The sequence below is a fragment of the Streptomyces sp. NPDC048514 genome, assembly GCF_043199955.1.
Lineage (GTDB): Bacteria > Actinomycetota > Actinomycetes > Streptomycetales > Streptomycetaceae > Streptomyces.
The window spans coordinates 311,615-327,831 of the sequence record NZ_JBICWT010000010.1 but is presented as its reverse complement, the minus strand read 5'-3'; the positions used below and the strand labels follow the sequence as shown (position 1 = coordinate 327,831).

Below are 16,217 nucleotides of genomic sequence, written 5' to 3'. Positions count from 1 at the left end.
AGGCACCGCATGGCCCCCACCACCCCGTACGGCGCCGAGCCCGCCTACGACTACGTGATCGTCGGCGGCGGCACGGCCGGCTGCGTGCTCGCCGCCCGTCTGAGCGAAGACCCCGACTGTCGCGTCTGCCTCATCGAGGGCGGCCCCAGTGATGTCGGCGACGACCGCATCCTGCGCCTGCGCAACTGGATCAACCTGCTCGGCTCGGAGTTCGACTACGGATACACCACCGTCGAGCAGCCGCGCGGCAACTCGCACATCCTGCACTCGCGTGCGCGCGTACTCGGCGGCTGCTCCTCCCACAACACGCTGATCAGTTTCCTGCCGCTGCCGCAGGATCTCGACGACTGGGTGGCTCGCGGCTGCACCGGCTGGGATCCGGCGACGATCCTCCCCTACCGCGACCGGCTGCTGACCCGCATCGTCCCGGTGGCGGAGGCCGACCGCAATCCCATCGCCAGGGACTTCGTCACGGCGGCCGCCCGCGCCCTGGGCGTCCCCGTCGTCGACGACTTCAACGCCGAGCCGTTCGCCGACGGCACCGGCTTCTTCTCGCTGGCCTACCAGCCGGAGGGCAACCTGCGCTCCTCCGCGTCGGTCGCCTATCTGCACCCGGTCATGGACCGGCCCAACCTCACCGTGCGTCTGGAGACCTGGGCCCACCGGCTGCTCGACGACGAGTCGGGGAGGCCGACCCGCGTGGCCGTCCGCGACGTCGGCGGCGGGACGGCCACCGTGCGCGCCGAGCGCGAACTCCTCCTGTGCGCCGGCGCCATCGACACCCCGCGTCTGCTGATGCTCTCCGGGATCGGGCCGGCCGACGACCTGCGCGCCCTGGGCCTCGACGTACGAGCCGATCTGCCCGGCGTCGGGGAGAACCTGCTCGACCACCCCGAGTCCGTGATCGTCTGGGAGACCGCAGGCCCGCTGCCGCCCAACTCGGCGATGGATTCCGACGCGGGTCTGTTCCTGCGCCGCGACACCGGTCAGCCGCGCCCGGACCTGATGTTCCACTTCTACCAGGTGCCGTTCACCGTCAACACCGAGCGCCTGGGCTTTCCCGTTCCCGAGCACGGGGTGTGCATGACGCCGAACGTGCCGCGTGCCCGCTCCACCGGCCGTATGTGGCTGCGCAGCGCCGACCCGGCCGTACATCCCGCCCTGGACTTCCGGTACTTCACCGATCCGGACGGCCACGACGAGCGCACCGTCGTGGACGGCCTGCGGGTCGCCCGCGAGGTGGCCGCCACCGACCCGCTGCGGCGCTGGCTCGTGCGCGAGGTCGCGCCCGGCCCGGACGTCACGTCCGACGCGGACCTGTCCGAGTACGGGCGCCGTGCGGCCCACACCGTCTACCACCCGGCGGGCACCTGCCGCATGGGGGCCCAGGACGATCCGATGGCCGTCTGCGACTCCCGGCTGAGGCTGCGCGGCGTCGAAGGTGTGCGCATCGTCGACGCATCGGTCTTCCCGACGATGCCCACCATCAATCCCATGGTGACCGTCCTGCTCGCCGCCGAACGCGCCGCCGATCTCATCACCGGCCGCCCCGGGTCCGCGCGTCAGGAGGGCGGGAAGTGACCGGTCCTCAGCCTCCCGCACCGGCGGCCGGTACCCCGCCCGGGGAAGCGGGCTCGGAGTTCCGCAAGGACATGGGCCCCTGGGCGAACTTCGCGCTCGGCTTCACCTACCTCTCCCCCGTGGTCAGCACGTACACCCTCTTCGGTACCGCGCTCGCCACGGGCGGGCCGCCGATGATCTGGGCGTTCCTGCTCGCCGGCTGCGGCCAGTTCCTCGTCACGCTCGTCTTCGGCGAGATCGTCGCCCAGTACCCCATCGCCGGCGGTGTCTACCCGTGGGCCAGGCGCCTGTGGGGCAAACGCTGGGCGTGGATGACCGGCTGGGTGTACATGTGGGCGCTGCTGGTGACCATCACCTCCGTCGCATACGGCGCCGGCCCCTACATCGCCATCCTCTTCGGCTTCCGGCCCACCGTGCACACCACGGTGCTGTGCACGGTGGTGCTCATCCTGGTCGCCGTCCTCATCAACTACGCCGGCACCAAGGCGCTCTCGGCGGCCGCGGTGATCGGCTTCACCGGGGAGCTGGTCGGCGCGCTCGTCGTCGGCGTCTACCTGCTGACCACCCACCGCGCCCACGGCATCGGCGTCATCTTCGACTCCTACGGCACCGCCGGGAACGGCTCCTACATTCCGGTGTTCCTGGCATCGGCCATCATCGGCTTCTACCAGTACTACGGCTTCGAGGCGTGCGGTGACACCGCCGAGGAGGTCGCCGACCCCGGGCGCGTCATCCCCAGGGCGATGCGCCGCACCATCTACGTCGGCGGCGCGGCGGCCACCTTCACCTGTCTGTCCCTGCTGCTCTCGGTCACGGACTACCACGCGGTCATCTCGGGCAGGGACAGCGATCCGGTGGTGCGCGTGCTGTACGACGCGATGGGTGAGGTGGGCGCCAGGCTGGTGATGGCGGTGGTGCTGATCTCGTTCCTGTCCTGCACCATCAGCCTGCAGGCCGCCGCCGGACGGCTCATCTACTCCTACGCCCGCGACGAGATGGTCGTCGGACACCAGTTGCTGCGGCGCTTCTCCCACGCCCGCGCCGTACCGGGGTACGCGTTGCTCGTCGCGGCCCTGGTGCCGATGCTCATCGCCTTCGGGTCGCTGGTCTCCGCCGACGCCCTCACCAAGATCGTCTCCTTCGCCATCCTCGGTATCTACGGCTCGTTCCAGATGGTGGTGCTGGCCGCGCTGCGTGCCCGGCTGAAGGGATGGCGGCCGCAGGGGAAGTTCACCATGGGGCGCTACGGCCTCGCGGTGAACATCGCGGCGCTGGCCTACGGCATCTTCGCCATCGTCAACATCGCCTGGGCCCGCACCCCGCAGGAGCCCTGGTACGACAACTGGATCGTCCTGCTGTGCGGTGCGGTGGTCGTGGCCACCGGTCTCCTCTACATGTTCACCACCCACCATTACGGGCGAGGGACCTCACCCGCCGGTGACGCCGTATCGACGCAGTGACCGGGTGACGGCCTGCCGACGCGGCTGATCGCCCGCGACCGCCCCGGCGGCCGGCAACGCCAGCGCGGGGAACGGCAGGGCGGCACTCGGTCTCGTCAGCGACGGGAGGCCGCTCGCGTGGGCGGTGCTATGCGGACCGGTGTCTCCGCGGGCGCGTTCTCGAGGTCGTCGAGCTGCGCGACGATCGCGTGGCGCAGGGTGTCGTAGTCGTCGAAGGAGTGGTCGTTGAAGAGGGTGTAGCCCGTCCACATCAGATTGGCGCACACCCGTGCCGGCACCCGGCCGGTCTGGGCACCCATACCCACCAGGGCCACCGACCGGATGCTGCCCGGCGCCTTCCTGTTCTGCTGGTGGATCGCCTGGAACGCCGCGGCACAGGCCAACGCCACGTTCAAGGTGTCGCTGACGTTCTCCGACGACGTCTCCATCGTCGGGGTCGAGATCAGGAACCTCGGCTTGACCGCCCCGGACGGAACACACACCGCACTGCCCACCGGCAGCACTCCCGCGAACTGACCGCGGATCGCCTTCTGTACCCGCAACTGGATGCCGGCGCCGAGATACCGCTTGACGACCGCGTCGACCCCACCGTCCATCCGGCCCCGGGAGTTGGTGGGGCTGACCCAGGCGTCGACGTCCTCGTCGAGCAGCGAGCCGTTGCGGACCTCGATCCCGGGGTCGTCGGCGAACGCCGCCCGCCAGGCCTCCACCACTGCGGAGTTGATGTCGGTCAGCACCACCCTCAGGGGTGACTGCACGCGGTCTACGGTCATGGTCCACTCCGATCAGCAGCGGTCACTCAACTGATCGAAACGCTAGCGCGGCCCACTGACAACGCCCCGCCCATCCGCTGTCCGGACGAACCCGACGGCGCTGTCAGTGGGCTGTCCTACTCTCTTGAGGACTTCGCCGATCAGGCCTTCCACCTGCACAGTTCGAGCACATCGGAGTTCGTCCGCCATGAGCGATGCCCGCACCCCCGCCACCCCCGACCCGAACGACCCGCTGGCACTCACGGAGCTGTTCAAGGGCGGCGGTGAACCGTGGCTTCCGCTGTTGAAGCCGGTCATCGAGACCCAGCCGGATGCGGCCGCCTTCATCGGCCCCGGCCGCGGACCCGAGGTCGTCCCCGTCCGCGAACTGACCTTCCAGGCGCTCAAGCCCAACGCGCCGCACAAGTGGAAGGTCGTCGTCTTCGGCCAGAACCCCTACCCGCGGCCGGAGAGCGCCACCGGCATCGCCATGTTCGACAACACCTTCCACGACTGGAAGGACAGCCGGTTCGGCAGGGTCGTCAGCATCCGCTGCATCATCAAGGCGGCGGCGATGTGGAAGTACGGCATCCCCAAGAAGACTCCGATGGCCGATCTCCGTGCGCTGCTGAAGAAGCAGGACACCGTCCAGCCGCCGGAGTGGTTCCAGGCGATGCTGACGCAGGGCGTGCTCCTGCTGAACGCGGCGCTGACGGCCAGCGGTGACGGGGCGATAGCCACCGACGGGCACACCCGGTTCTGGCGGCCGGTCGCCGAGCGGATCGTCGAGGAGATCCTGAAGGCCAAGCAGAACGCCGAAGAGGCGGACCGCGGGGTCGTCTTCGCGTGGTGGGGAGCGCACGCGCGCGGACTCAAGAAGGTCGTTCTCGAACTGCAGAAGAAGTACCCGGAGGTCGAGGTGCGGCACATCGACCACGCCAACCCCGCGGCGCAGGGTGACCTCTTCTGCGACGGCGAGCACTTCGCGACGGTGAACGCCGCCCTCGCGTCGCTGGGCGCCGACGAAGTCGACTGGCTGCCGAGCACCGGCTGGAAGAAGCCTGCGGCCGGGACCGACGGAGCCGGCGGCGGCGTCGCCGACCGTATGGGCGCCTTCATCGCGTCCACCATGGAGCTTCACCAGCTCTATCTCGACCGGCTCGCCGGCGTCAAAGACGAGGGCCTCGTCCTAGACGCGATCACGGGAGTGTTCGACACCCCCCTCATGGACTTCCGCGACGCCGTCGCCCCGGTGACCGCACTGCTCTCCGGTCTGGGCCGGCACGTCGACAGATCCCACGATTTCGGCAAGCTGCGCTCGGACGATGTGTACGGCGGCCTGTCCGCCGACGCGATCGCCGCGTTGTACCTGTACACCTGCGAGTCCGCGTTCTACCGGGAGATCAACGCCATCCTGCGCTCCCCGGACCGGACCAAGCTCCAGCCCTACCTGCCGTATCTGCGGCTGCTGTTCTCGGCGGTGTCACAACTCCCGGCCCGGACCGAGCCGTTGTGGCGTGGCGTCTCGCTCGACCTGCGTGCGCAGTACCCGCTCGGTCGGACCGTGACCTGGTGGGGTGTGTCCTCGTGCACCTCCGAGCTGGGCGTGGCCAAGGCGTTCCTCGGCAGCCGCGGCAAGCGGACCCTGTTCGAGGTGACTCCCGCCCGGGCCGTGGGCATTCGCGCGTTCTCCGCGTTCACCGGGGAGGAGGAGTTCATCCTCCCGCCGGGCACCCAGCTGAAGGTGACGGACGTCAGAGCCGAACGCGGTGGCCTGTGCACGGTGAAGCTGACCGAGCTCGAAGAGCAGACGCTGGTGTCGTGACGGGACGTCGGCAGTCCGACGTAGGGGCCCGTCGCACGGGCGGGTCTCCGGTCGTGCCCGGCGGCGGTCGGCCCGGCCCCGCCGGGGGGTGCGGGCGCGACTGCCTTCGGGGGCTGCTGATCCGGTTATCCTCGGGGGCTCCGGTTATCCTCGGGGGCTGCTGATCCGGTCCGGTTCGATGACGTAGATGACGCGGACCTGGTCCCGTCCGCCGAACCACGGGTAGGGGCCGCCGAGATAACGCTGAGCGAGCGCCTCGATGTGCTCGACGGCTCCGTCGGTCGTCACCTTGACCACGCGGCCGCGGATCTGGGTGTACGACGTCGGGTTCGCGGGATCGGCCACGGCCACCGCGACGCGTGGGTCGCGGGCGATGTTGCGGGTCTTCTGGTGGGACTCCACGCTGTTGACGAGCACGTGCCGTCCGTCGGTGTCCACCCACGTCTGGGTGAGCTGGGGGGAGCCGTCCGGCATGACGGTGGCGATGTAGCAGGTGCTCGGCCGGCGCAGCAGCGCCACGAGGTCCTCGCTGAGGGGCACGGGCACGGAGTCCTCCTTTTTCGATCTTCGAAGAGAGCACGTCACGATAGTCGGGTTCCGGCCACGAATCCTCGCGGGACCCTTCGACACCAGCCGCTTTCACGGCGGGCGCCGTCGGATGCGGAGTTCGCCTGGGCATGGCGGCTGCCGCCCTCTACCCTCGGTGCCCGGCCTCGGCCTCTTCCCCCAAGGAGGGCGTACGACGATGAGACGTGGAACGCACGGCACCCGCACACGGCGTTCGGCGGCCGGCCCGGTCGCCCTGATCCTCGCCGTCGTGGCACTGGTGATGGGCGGCGGCGGCGCGCAAGCGGCCCCGGTGGCGCCGGCGGGACGGGCCTTAGCCGCGACGGTGGACCTGTCGCGATGGATGGGCGACATGCACGGCTACCTCGACGGTCTGCCGCTGAACCGGATCGCGATGCCCGGCAGCCATGATTCCGGGAGCTGGAGCATCCCGGCCGACCCTGCGCTGTGCACCAGCGGCTGATCCTACAACGTCGCCTCTGCCGACCCGCGGCTGGCCGCGAGCATCTCGCGGTCCCAGCGGGGCAGCCTCACCGAACAGCTCGATCAGGGTGCCCGCTATCTCGACCTGAGGCTGTGCTTGGAGGGCGGGCAGTGGAGGACCTTCCACGGCGCCCCGATGGGCGGACCGTTCTTCGACGATGCCACCGGCGAGGCGCCCTCGCTCGAGCGCTGGGCCGACGAGCATCCGTCGGAGGTCGTGATCATCAGCGTGTCGACCGCCGTACCCGCCGGGGCGGACGCCCAGGAGCCGCTGATGAGACTCCGGGACCTGTTCGGCGACCACGTCGCGAGCCGGACCGAGCTGTCCCCGGGCTCCTCCTACGGCGACTTCGTGAAGGCCGGGAAGAACATCGTGCTCGTCGACGCCTCGGCGGCGGTCGACCAGCCCTGGGCCTGGCACGCCGACAGCGTCTCCGACCGGGGCAGCTACCCCGCGGGCGACCCGTCCTGGTGGGAGATCCTCAAGTCCTTCTTCGAAGGAAGTCCGCCGCAGCGCATCTACGACCAGACGCTGTCCCTCAACCAGGCGGCCCTCGCCCGCGACCCCGGTGCGGACGCCGGCCGGTTCTTCGTGCTGTCGAGCGTCGTGCAGCCCGATCTGCAGATACCCCAGCTGTTCCTGATCCGGTTGCTTTCGCCGTTCTTTCCCGCCTCCATGCGGGAAAACTACCTCATGTACCTGGCCAACGGCCTGAATCCGCAGCTCGTCACCAAGCTGAGCACGGACTGGCGGGCGCCCGCACTGGCCCGCAACATGAACATCGTGGCCGTGGACGATCTGGGCGGCCGGCCGCAGGGTGACCTTCAGCGGGCCGTCATCGACATCAACACCCTGACCGGCCGCACCACCTGATGGCGTCCGGGTCGTAAATCATGTGTGCCGGTGAGCCGGGTGGGTTAGGGTCGTTCGCATGAACGTCATCGGCGAAAGCACCAGCGCGACCGCGCGAGCGACCAGCTCGCCGGTTGCCGCCGCCTGACCTTCTCCTCTTCCCACCGGCGACCGGAAACGGCTCGCCGGTGGTTCCCAGGCGTCCTTGCCCTGGTGTGATCAACCCGCGGTCCCGTTGTCCGGTGCCTCCCCCGCTTGCCGCGAAGGAGCCACCCCCATGAACACCGAACACCTGGTCCGTACGTTCATCGAGTATTTCGAGGAGCGCGGACACCGCCGCATCACCGGTTCCACGCTGCTTCCTCCACCCGGCGACCCGGTGCTGTTCACCACCTCCGGCATGCATCCGCTCACCCCGTATCTGGAGGGTCTTGCCCATCCGCAGGGCCGGCGGCTGGTCAACGTACAGCGCTGTCTGCGCACCACGGACCTGGACGAGGTCGGCGACTCCACGCATCTGACCGTCTTCGAGATGCTCGGCACCTGGTCGCTGGGCGACTACGAGGGTTCCCTGAGCCTCGGCTGGGCCTACGATCTGCTCACCGAGGGACTGGGCGTCGACCCGGGCCTGCTGCACGCCACCGTCTACGGCGGCGACGACCGGATCGGGCCGGACACCGACTCCCTGCAGCTGTGGCAGGAGCGCGGCGTTCCCGTGGAACTCACCGTGGAGGACAACTGGTGGTCCAACGGTCCGGTCGGTCCGTGCGGCCCCGATTCGGAGATCTTCCTGTGGAGCGGTGAGGGGCCGCCCCGGTCGACGCCCACCCGTGACGACCGCTGGGTCGAGGTGTGGAACCACGTGATGATGCGTCATCGCCGGCTGGAGGACGGTTCCCTCGTCCCGCTGCCCCAACGCAACATCGACACCGGGCTCGGCCTGGAGCGGCTCGTGTCCCTGCTGCAGGGCAGATCGTCGGTGTTCGAATGCGACCTCTTCGACCCCTGGCGGCGCCTCGTGCCGGCCGTGTGGCCGCTGGACGAGCCTTCGTTCCGCCTGGTCTGCGACCACCTTCGCTCGGCCGTCGTGGTACTGGGCGACGGAGTGCGCCCCGCCAGCACCGGTCAGGGCTATGTGCTGCGCCGGCTGGTGCGACGGCTGCTCACCGTGCTGTGGCGGGACGACCCGTCGCGCAGCCTCGGAGACCTGCCGGACGAACTGGTCCCCCACACCCTGGACCACTTCCGGCAGCCCGTGGAACCCGGCGACGTGCGGCGGGAACTGCTGGCCGAGGAGGGGCGGTTCGCCCGGCTCCTGCAACGCGGCCGGCAGGTGCTCTCCCGGCCCCGGTTCCGGGGCCCGTTGACGGACGACGACTTCCACTACCTGCACGACACCCACGGTCTGCCCCGCGAGCTGGTGACGAGCCTGCGCGAGGAGTGACGGAGCGGGCGGACGAGTCGGCCCGTCCCGTCAACTGCGAGCGGCCGCCGTACTGTCAGGGCGTCAGGGCGTCAGTGTGCCGTCCAGGCGCGGAGCTTGTCGGGGTTGAGTACGGCCCAGACGTGGTTGATCCGATCGCCGGTGATGTCGAAGGCCATCACCGACACGGTGACGCCGTCCAGTTGGGTCACCAGGCCCGGCTGGCCGTTGACCGTGCATTCCACCAGGGTCAGGTCGGGTGCCGCACCGCGCCGGTCGGCGAAGAAGCGCGCGACCTGCTCCGCGCCCTCGACCGGGTGCAGCGCGGCCGTGACGAGCCCGCCGCCGTCCCCGGTCGCCGTGGCGTCGGGGGCGAGCAGGCCGATGAGGCCGTCGATGTCCTTGGCCTCCCAGGCCTGTTTGAAGGCTCGGACGACATCGGCGCGCTGGGCCGCCGAGACCGCGTCGGGTTGCGACGTGCGAATGCGGCGGCGGGCCGAGGAGGCCAGCTGGCGGCAGGCCGCGGGGGTCCGGCCGACGATCTCGGCCACTTCGGTGAAGGGATAGCGGAAGACGTCGTGCAGCATGAAGGCGACGCGCTCGGCAGGGGTCATCGCTTCGAGCACGACGAGGAAGGCCATGTTGACCGACTCGTCGAGGGTGACGCGGTCGGCCGGGTCGACGATCCCGGCGCCCGGCCGCCCGCTGATCCACTCCGTGCGGTCGGGCAGCGGTTCCGGGATCCATTCGCCCACGTAGCGCTCGCGCCTGGCCCGCGCCGAGCCGAGCAGATCGAGGCAGATCCGGCTGGCGACGGTCGTCAGCCAGGCACCGGGAGAATCGATGGCCTCCCGCTGCCGTTCGGTCATGGCGTACCAGCGGGCGTACGTCTCCTGCACGACGTCCTCCGCGTCGGCGAGCGAGCCCAGCAGCCGGTACGCGAGGTTGGTCAGCTGACGCCGCTCGCTCATGATCGCGCTCAGCCCCGGATCGGGCCGGCCCTGTCCCGGCTCGGATGGGTTGGTCATGGTGTCACCGGCTCCCTCGGTCGTTCTTGCTCACTCTGTACGACGAACCGTCGCATCCGACTGTCAGGCCGGCACGCGACCTCACATCTCGCGGGGCTCTGTCGTCGTACCCGTCAGAACCACCCAGGAAGGAAAACATTCATGTCACCCGTGAACGTCGCGATCATCTACTACAGCTCCACCGGCACCATCCACGCCCTGGCCAAGGCCGCCGTCGAGGGCGCGGAGAAGGCCGGCGCCGACGTCCGGCTGCGCAAGGTCGCCGAGACGGCCCCACCGCAGGCGGTCGGCGCCAGGCCGGAGTGGGCCCGGCACCTGGAGGAGACCGCCGACGTCGCCGAGGTCGGCCACGAGGACCTGGAGTGGGCCGACGCGGTGCTCTTCGGCACCCCGACCCGCTTCGGCAATCCGGCCAGCCAGCTCAGGGCGTTCATCGACACCACGGGTCCTCTGTGGTTCCAGGGCAAGCTCGCGAACAAGGTGTATTCGGCCTTCACCGCCTCCAACACCATGCACGGCGGGCAGGAATCCACCATTCTGGCGTTGACGAACACGTTCTACCACTGGGGAGGCATCATCGTGCCGCCCGGCTACACCGACCCCATCCAGTTCCAGTTGGGCAACCCTTACGGCACCTCGCACGTGGCCACCGACGGCCCGCCCGGTGAGGTGCCCCTGCAGGCGGCCCGCTACCAGGCCCGCCGCGTCGTGGACACGGCAGCCGCCCTCAAGGCGGGCCGCCCCGCCTGACCCGGCACGGGCGGCACCCCCGCCCGTCCCACAGGTCGAGTGCCCTCACCACAAGCCCGTGGTGAGGGCACTCACTGCGTGCGGTCGCCGCTCGTCACCCCTATGGTGTCGGGGCCGCGGCACGTGGTGTGCGTCGCTGTGCAATCGCGGAGATTCCGAGGTTGCACAGCGAGTTGCGGCATGGTCCGGCCCCGCCCCCATCCGCTGCCGGCCCATGCCCGTTCGCCGGCGCACTGCGTTCGGCGGAGGGTCAGCGGATCCTCATGGTCGCCATCATGCCCATCGCCGAGTGGTCGAGCATGTGGCAGTGGTACACGAAGTCCCCGGCGTAGGTGTCGAACGTCGCCTGGAGTTTGACCGTCTCCCCCGGCTGGAGCACCACGGTGTCCTTCAGGCCCGACTCTGCGGGCCCCGGCGCGTTCCCGTTGCGTTCGACCACCCGGAACTGGACCAGGTGCATGTGGAAGTTGTGCGCGGCCTTGACGTTGGTGTTGGTGACCGTCCAGATCTCGCTGGCGCCGTGCCGGACGTTGGCGTCGATCCGCGCGGGATCGTAGAGCTTCTCGTCCATGAAGGCCTGCGGGTCGGGGCGGCCGTCCTCGTCCATGCGCATCACGACGGTGCGGCTGCCGGTTGGCGTGGGCAGCGGCGCCAGCGTGCGCAGCACCGACGGAACGGAGCTGGGGTCGTCGGCGGTGTGCGTCACGTCGAAGCGCATCACCTGCCCGACCTGCTCGACGGGACCGCGGCCGGCGGTGTTCTGCAGGACTATCTGGGTGCCGACCGGGTACCGCGAGAAGTCGATGACGACGTCGGCGCGTTCGCCCGAGGACAGGTAGACCGACTTGGTGGTGTTCGGGCTCGGGAGCAGTCCCCCGTCCGAGCCGATCTGGATCATGTCGCTGCCGTCGGCGAGGCTCAGCTCGAAGAAACGCATGTTGGACGTGTTGGCGAGGCGCAGCCGGTACTTGCGGGCGGCGACCTCGAAGTACGGGTAGGGCACACCGTTGGCCAGGAGGGTGTTGCGGTTGCGGTCGCTCATGGCGTACAGCAGCTGGCCCGTGGTGTCGAAGTCCGCGTCGCGCAACTGGATCAGCACGTCGTACTTGCCCTTGGGCAGGGGCAGGGCGTCCTCGGTGGAGTCGCCGATCAGGTAGCTGCCCTGCATCCCCCGGTAGACGTTCTCCGACTCCTGGTGGTGGGCGTGGTCGTGGTACCAGAGCGAGGCGTGCGGCTGTCTGTTGGGGTAGTAGTACACCCGCTTGCCGCCCGGTTCGATCGTGTCCATCGGGCCGCCGTCGCTCTCCTGCGGCACCGACGCGCCGTGCAGATGGCGGGAGATGGGGACGTCCAGCCCGTTGCGCTGGATGATGCGGACGGGGCGGTTCTTGCGTGCCTTGAAGGTCGCGCCCGGGAACTGGCCGTCGTACGTGAACAGTTCGGTCTGGATGCCGGGCACGATCTCCTTGGTGACCTTGCGCGTGGTGACCTCGTAGGTGTCCACGCCGCCGGCGGTGGAGACGGGCCGTGCCACGGGTATCAAGGGCAAGGGCACCTTGAAGAGCTCTATGGCCAGGGGCGTGGTGCCGGTCGCCGGTGCGTCCGCGGCCTCGGCGGCGCGGGCGGAGAGCAGGGGCACCAGCGACGCCCCGGTGATTGCCGCGGATCCGGCCGCGATTCCCGCGGCCAGCACACGGCGTCTGGTGGCCATGATGTGTCGTCCTCCTTGGGTGGTGCCTCGTCGTACCGATCGGGCGTGCCGGGGCGCGACGGTTCAGGTGGGAATGCCCTCGCGCTTGATCTCCGGGACGGCGATGCCGAGCGCGCGCAGCTGCTCGAAGGGGTTCATGAACTCGCGGTTCTGCACGATCTTTCCGTCATCGAGCTGGAAGGAGTGCAGGAAGTGGTTCTCGTAGTGGCCCTCGGGGTAGCCCGGGAAGCGGATCTTGCCGTGGCCGTCGCACTCGACCCAGAAGAAGTTCGGGTCCTGCGTCTCGAAGACCTGGATGTTGTACCACTCCCAGTCGGGGAAGCACTCCAGCGACCAGACTCCGTGCTCGGCCAGCCGGTCGCGGCCCTTGATGACGATGGGCTCTCCGGTGTCGTTGGTCCACAGACCGCCGCTGCCGTGCTCGACGAACAGCTCGTGCCGCTTCAGCCGGGCCGGCCCCTTGGTGTCCGCGAGGTACTTCTCGACGGTGGCGCGGTTCTTGCGCCGCAGTTCGGCGGCGGCGTCGGTGAAGCCCTGCGGTGTGTCGTCGGTCATGTCTCCCCCAGCAGCGTGTCAAGGCCCTCAGCAGGCACGGGTGTTGTCACTGTGGCTCGGGACCGGGTCGAGAAGTGTTCGAGGGCCTGTGGCGTGCCGGGGTATGGCTCCCGCCAGTCTCGAGCGGAACACGATGTCTCGGGTGCAGGCTGGGGCACAGCATGCCGAGCCGTGTGCGGGATCGTTTGCGCCCCTGGACTTCGCGGGGCACGAGAAAGGGGACCTTACCGATGGCAGGCGCTCGTCCGGAGGCCGCAGCGGTCTCGAAGACCACTCCCGACCCGCACGGTACGGACGGGCCGGTGCCCGATCCCGCCGCCACGCAGTCGGAGTCGGAGTCGGGTGAGCTGCTCGAACTGGCCCTGGGTTACCTGTACTCGGCGGCCCTGCACACGGCGGCGCGCTTCGGCATCGCCGACCACCTGGTGGACGGTCCCCGGACGGCCGCCGAACTCGCCGAGGCCGCCGGGGCCGACGGTCCCTACCTGTACCGGTTGTTGCGGTTCCTGGCCACGAAGGGTGTCTTCCGTGAGGACGCCGAGGGCCGCTTCCATCTGACCCCGCTCGCCCGGCCGTTGTGCACGGACGGAGAGCGATCGCTGCGGGACTACATCATGGTGCGCGGCGAGTCGGTCTTCTGGGAGTCGGCCGGCCGGCTCCACGAGGCGGTCCGCACGGGCACGACCGCCTTCGAGGGCCTGTACGGCGTCCCCTTCTACGACCATGTCGCGGCGGACCCCGCACTCGGCAGGGCCTTCAACTCCAGCATGGCGGCGTTCTCCGAGACACTCAGCAACGACGTGGCCGAGGCCTGGGATTTCTCCGAGGTCAAGAGCGCCGTCGATGTGGGAGGTGGGCGCGGTGGCCTGCTGCGCGCGATCCTGCGCCGCAACGCGCACATGACGGGCACCTTGTTCGACCTCGAGTCCGTGGTGGCCGGCCATGTCCTGGACGTGCCCGAGCTGGCAGGGCGGTGGAGCGCGACGGGCGGAGACTTCTTCACCTCCGTGCCCGCCGGCGGCGACGTCTATCTCCTCAAGCACGTGCTGGCCAGCTGGCCGGACGAGGAATGCGTGCGGATCCTGCGGACGTGCCGCGCCGCCATGCCCGCGCACGCTCGGCTGCTGGCCGTCAACGCCATGATCCCGGCGGGCAACGACCCGCATCCGGGCAAGACCATCGACATGCTGATGATGACGGTTCTGAACGGAAAGGGCCGCACCCGCGCCGAGTACGAGGCGCTGCTCACGGAGGCGGGCTTCACGGTCACCCGCGTGCTGGAGCCCTCGCCGCACGCATCGGTGATGGAAGCGGTCGCGGCGGCCTGAGCCACCGGAACCCGCGCTCATGGGCCACCGGACCCCACTGGCCCCGTGCCCTGGGTCGCCCCTTTTGTGCGTCAACGCGTGTCGGGCGGCCCCCATGTGCGTCAACGCGTGCCGGGGCCCCGTGTGCGTCAACGCGTGCCGGGCGGGCCGCTCCCGCCGCTCCGGGCCGCCGTCGCACACCGTGCGCGGCCGCAGGGGAAGCGGGCGGCCGCGCACGGTGTGCCGCTAGGGCTGGAGCCGGCTGAACCGCCATCCCTGGTCGGTGCGGTCGTAACGCAGCCGTTCGTGCAGCCGGTCGGTGCCGTTGGCCCAGAACTCCACGACGGCGGGGGCGAGCCGGTACACGGCGTAGGCCGGGGGCCGCGGGAGCGGCCGCTGGGACTCCCCCAGTGCGAGGGCCCTGGACCGCAGGTCCGCGAGGTGGTCGAGGTCGTCCACGGGCCGGCTCTGCCGGGAGGCGGTCGTCATGGCGTGGGTGAAGACGGGCCGCGCGGACCACTGGGCCTCGGCCTCGGCGTCCGAGAGCCGTTGCACGGGGCCCGCCACGGTGATCTGCTGGCTGGTCTCCCTCCAGTACAGGACGCCGGAGGCCCACGGGTTCCCGGCCAGTTCGCGGCCCTTCTGGCTGTCGGCGTGCGTGGCGAAACCCAGCCCCGCGTCCGTGACCGAGGTGAGCGCGACGATGCGGGAGGAAGTGCGGCCCCGGGTGTCGGCGGTGGCCAGGGCCAGCGCCCTCGGCTCGCGCACCCCGTGGCCGGCGGCGGCCTCCAGCCAGGCCGCCAGCAGCGGCATCGGCTCGGCGGGCGGTGCGAGGAATTCGGGGAAGTCCACCGTGATGGTGGCGGTGAGCGATTCGGAGCGGGTGGAGCCCGGACGGCCGCCGGCCGCGGCGGAGGTCTCGCCGGCGCCCTCGGGCACGCCGACCACGGCGGAGGCCTTGCGCGCTTCCTCCCGCCCGCCGGGCGCGGCGGCGGAGGTGTCGTTCGCGCGGGACGGGTCAGACATGGAGCACCCCTTCGATGGTGACGACGCCGTGGCCGGAGACCTCGACGGAGTCGACCCGGTCGCCCTCCCCGTGCACGAGTGCGCCCATGGGAGAGGGCCGGCCGATCTCGACGCCTTGAGTGATCTCGATGCGCTGTCCGTAGGCGCCGAGGCCGTGCCGGGCGAGATGGATGGCGATGGGCCCCGCCGCTGAGCCGGTGGCGGCGTCCTCGACGACTCCGTAGGCGGGCGAGAACATGCGGTTGCGCCACGCACCGCCCGAGCCCGCGTAGCAGTTGGTCGCCATGTCGGGGAAGCCGGCCAGGGCGCGGTGGTCGGGGTCCACCTTCGACAGGGCCTCGATGCTCTCGAAGCCGACGAGGACGTGCCGCGGGCCGTTGCGGTAGATCTCCACCGGGAGCGTCGACGCGCCGACTCCGAGTGCGTCGAGCAGCTCGGCCGTCCGGTCGAAGGGTTCCCACACGGGCACCGGCTGGCGCATGCTCGCCGCGACGACCTTGCCGTGCGCCCGTTCGAGTGCGAAGGGGATCACGCCCATGGCGGTCTCGATCCGCAGCCGGTCGGCGTCGGTGCGCCCGCCAAGGGCGATGGCCGTGCCGAGCAACGGGTGCCCTGCGAACGGGAGTTCGTTGACCGGGGTGAAGATCCGCACATGGGCGTCGGTGCCGTCCTGCCTGGGGCGGAGCACGAACGTGGATTCGGAGAGGTTCATCTCCCGTGCGATGCGCTGCATCTGTTCGGCGGTCAGGTCGTCGCTTCCGAAGAACACCGCCACCGGGTTGCCGGTCAGGGGCACTCGCGCGAACGCGTCGACGACGACGTAGGTGTGCATCGGTTCTCGTTCTCCCACTCGTGATACGGGTGCGGGCCTCGCCGCGTCCCGGCACCGTTAGGGG

Annotated in this window: 15 protein-coding genes; 8 read left to right on the top strand and 7 right to left on the bottom strand. The window is 70.2% G+C overall.

Translation table 11 applies throughout. The annotated features are described in order from the left end of the window. Positions 1 to 9 precede the first annotated feature (9 nt). Complete coding sequence (locus ACGFT2_RS23680; protein WP_393281479.1) at positions 10 to 1,581, top strand: GMC family oxidoreductase; 1,572 nt, start codon at positions 10 to 12, stop codon at positions 1,579 to 1,581. After that, on the top strand, positions 1,578 to 3,041 hold the full coding sequence (locus tag ACGFT2_RS23675) for an APC family permease (protein ID WP_393281477.1): 1,464 nt from the start codon (positions 1,578 to 1,580) through the stop codon (positions 3,039 to 3,041). Before ACGFT2_RS23680 ends, ACGFT2_RS23675 begins: the two co-directional genes overlap by 4 nt. A gap of 95 nt (positions 3,042 to 3,136) precedes the next feature. Here the strand turns inward: ACGFT2_RS23675 and ACGFT2_RS23670 are convergent, their stop codons facing one another. Next, positions 3,137 to 3,814 (bottom strand): macro domain-containing protein, encoded by a 678-nt coding sequence (locus ACGFT2_RS23670; protein WP_393281475.1) that lies wholly within the window; start codon positions 3,812 to 3,814, stop codon positions 3,137 to 3,139. Positions 3,815 to 4,001: 187 nt separating this feature from the next. Here ACGFT2_RS23670 and ACGFT2_RS23665 point away from each other — a divergent pair, with 187 nt between their 5' ends. After that, the gene (locus tag ACGFT2_RS23665) at positions 4,002 to 5,618 is read left to right on the top strand and encodes an ADP-ribosyltransferase domain-containing protein (RefSeq protein WP_393281473.1); all 1,617 of its coding nucleotides are present in this window, start codon (positions 4,002 to 4,004) and stop codon (positions 5,616 to 5,618) included. A gap of 144 nt (positions 5,619 to 5,762) precedes the next feature. On the opposite strand, the gene ACGFT2_RS23660 is transcribed toward ACGFT2_RS23665, so the two are convergent. Further along, positions 5,763 to 6,164, bottom strand: a complete 402-nt coding sequence (locus tag ACGFT2_RS23660; protein WP_393281471.1) for a PPOX class F420-dependent oxidoreductase — start codon at positions 6,162 to 6,164, stop codon at positions 5,763 to 5,765. A gap of 199 nt (positions 6,165 to 6,363) precedes the next feature. Here ACGFT2_RS23660 and ACGFT2_RS23655 point away from each other — a divergent pair, with 199 nt between their 5' ends. The 3 genes from ACGFT2_RS23655 to ACGFT2_RS23645 all read left to right on the top strand — a co-directional run bounded on the left by ACGFT2_RS23655 (position 6,364) and on the right by ACGFT2_RS23645 (position 8,965). Next, on the top strand, positions 6,364 to 6,648 hold the full coding sequence (locus tag ACGFT2_RS23655) for a hypothetical protein (RefSeq protein ID WP_393281470.1): 285 nt from the start codon (positions 6,364 to 6,366) through the stop codon (positions 6,646 to 6,648). A gap of 156 nt (positions 6,649 to 6,804) precedes the next feature. Then, on the top strand, positions 6,805 to 7,542 hold the full coding sequence (locus ACGFT2_RS23650) for a hypothetical protein (RefSeq protein WP_393281468.1): 738 nt from the start codon (positions 6,805 to 6,807) through the stop codon (positions 7,540 to 7,542). Positions 7,543 to 7,798: 256 nt separating this feature from the next. Continuing rightward, the gene (locus tag ACGFT2_RS23645; protein ID WP_393281466.1) at positions 7,799 to 8,965 is read left to right on the top strand and encodes an alanine--tRNA ligase-related protein; all 1,167 of its coding nucleotides are present in this window, start codon (positions 7,799 to 7,801) and stop codon (positions 8,963 to 8,965) included. A gap of 71 nt (positions 8,966 to 9,036) precedes the next feature. On the opposite strand, the gene sigJ is transcribed toward ACGFT2_RS23645, so the two are convergent. Next, positions 9,037 to 9,972 carry an RNA polymerase sigma factor SigJ gene (gene sigJ, locus ACGFT2_RS23640; protein ID WP_393281465.1) on the bottom strand — a complete coding sequence of 312 codons (936 nt, stop codon included), beginning with the start codon at positions 9,970 to 9,972 and terminating at the stop codon, positions 9,037 to 9,039. 141 nt (positions 9,973 to 10,113) lie between these two features. Between sigJ and wrbA the strand changes: the two genes are divergently transcribed. Then, positions 10,114 to 10,722 carry an NAD(P)H:quinone oxidoreductase gene (gene wrbA, locus ACGFT2_RS23635; protein WP_393281464.1) on the top strand — a complete coding sequence of 203 codons (609 nt, stop codon included), beginning with the start codon at positions 10,114 to 10,116 and terminating at the stop codon, positions 10,720 to 10,722. A 250-nt stretch (positions 10,723 to 10,972) separates the two neighbouring features. On the opposite strand, the gene ACGFT2_RS23630 is transcribed toward wrbA, so the two are convergent. Both ACGFT2_RS23630 and ACGFT2_RS23625 read right to left on the bottom strand, forming a co-directional pair. Further along, complete coding sequence (locus tag ACGFT2_RS23630) at positions 10,973 to 12,433, bottom strand: multicopper oxidase family protein (RefSeq protein WP_393281463.1); 1,461 nt, start codon at positions 12,431 to 12,433, stop codon at positions 10,973 to 10,975. Between the two features lie 63 nt (positions 12,434 to 12,496). Next, complete coding sequence (locus ACGFT2_RS23625) at positions 12,497 to 12,988, bottom strand: PhzA/PhzB family protein (RefSeq protein ID WP_393281461.1); 492 nt, start codon at positions 12,986 to 12,988, stop codon at positions 12,497 to 12,499. A 230-nt stretch (positions 12,989 to 13,218) separates the two neighbouring features. On the opposite strand from ACGFT2_RS23625, the gene ACGFT2_RS23620 reads away from it, so the two are divergent. After that, entirely contained in the window at positions 13,219 to 14,316 is a 1,098-nt protein-coding gene (locus tag ACGFT2_RS23620; RefSeq protein ID WP_393281459.1) for a methyltransferase, read from the top strand. A 225-nt stretch (positions 14,317 to 14,541) separates the two neighbouring features. Here ACGFT2_RS23620 and phzG read toward each other — a convergent pair whose 3' ends face one another. Both phzG and ACGFT2_RS23610 read right to left on the bottom strand, forming a co-directional pair. Next, the gene (phzG, locus tag ACGFT2_RS23615) at positions 14,542 to 15,321 is read right to left on the bottom strand and encodes a phenazine biosynthesis FMN-dependent oxidase PhzG (RefSeq protein WP_393281458.1); all 780 of its coding nucleotides are present in this window, start codon (positions 15,319 to 15,321) and stop codon (positions 14,542 to 14,544) included. Then, a complete protein-coding gene (locus tag ACGFT2_RS23610; protein WP_393281456.1) occupies positions 15,314 to 16,153 on the bottom strand; it encodes a PhzF family phenazine biosynthesis isomerase in 840 nt (279 codons plus the stop codon). The genes phzG and ACGFT2_RS23610 overlap by 8 nt, the downstream gene beginning before the upstream one ends. Positions 16,154 to 16,217 lie beyond the last annotated feature (64 nt).

Bases quoted from the DNA above. Each gene is read 5' to 3' on its own strand.
- ACGFT2_RS23680 (WP_393281479.1), top strand. From the start codon at position 10: ATGGCCCCCACCACCCCGTACGGCGCCGAGCCCGCCTACGACTACGTG.
- ACGFT2_RS23670 (WP_393281475.1), bottom strand. From the start codon at position 3,814: ATGACCGTAGACCGCGTGCAGTCACCCCTGAGGGTGGTGCTGACCGAC.
- ACGFT2_RS23665 (WP_393281473.1), top strand. From the start codon at position 4,002: ATGAGCGATGCCCGCACCCCCGCCACCCCCGACCCGAACGACCCGCTG.
- ACGFT2_RS23655 (WP_393281470.1), top strand. From the start codon at position 6,364: ATGAGACGTGGAACGCACGGCACCCGCACACGGCGTTCGGCGGCCGGC.
- ACGFT2_RS23650 (WP_393281468.1), top strand. From the start codon at position 6,805: ATGGGCGGACCGTTCTTCGACGATGCCACCGGCGAGGCGCCCTCGCTC.
- ACGFT2_RS23645 (WP_393281466.1), top strand. From the start codon at position 7,799: ATGAACACCGAACACCTGGTCCGTACGTTCATCGAGTATTTCGAGGAG.
- sigJ (WP_393281465.1), bottom strand. From the start codon at position 9,972: ATGACCAACCCATCCGAGCCGGGACAGGGCCGGCCCGATCCGGGGCTG.
- wrbA (WP_393281464.1), top strand. From the start codon at position 10,114: ATGTCACCCGTGAACGTCGCGATCATCTACTACAGCTCCACCGGCACC.
- ACGFT2_RS23630 (WP_393281463.1), bottom strand. From the start codon at position 12,433: ATGGCCACCAGACGCCGTGTGCTGGCCGCGGGAATCGCGGCCGGATCC.
- ACGFT2_RS23625 (WP_393281461.1), bottom strand. From the start codon at position 12,988: ATGACCGACGACACACCGCAGGGCTTCACCGACGCCGCCGCCGAACTG.
- ACGFT2_RS23620 (WP_393281459.1), top strand. From the start codon at position 13,219: ATGGCAGGCGCTCGTCCGGAGGCCGCAGCGGTCTCGAAGACCACTCCC.
- phzG (WP_393281458.1), bottom strand. From the start codon at position 15,321: ATGTCTGACCCGTCCCGCGCGAACGACACCTCCGCCGCCGCGCCCGGC.
- ACGFT2_RS23610 (WP_393281456.1), bottom strand. From the start codon at position 16,153: ATGCACACCTACGTCGTCGTCGACGCGTTCGCGCGAGTGCCCCTGACC.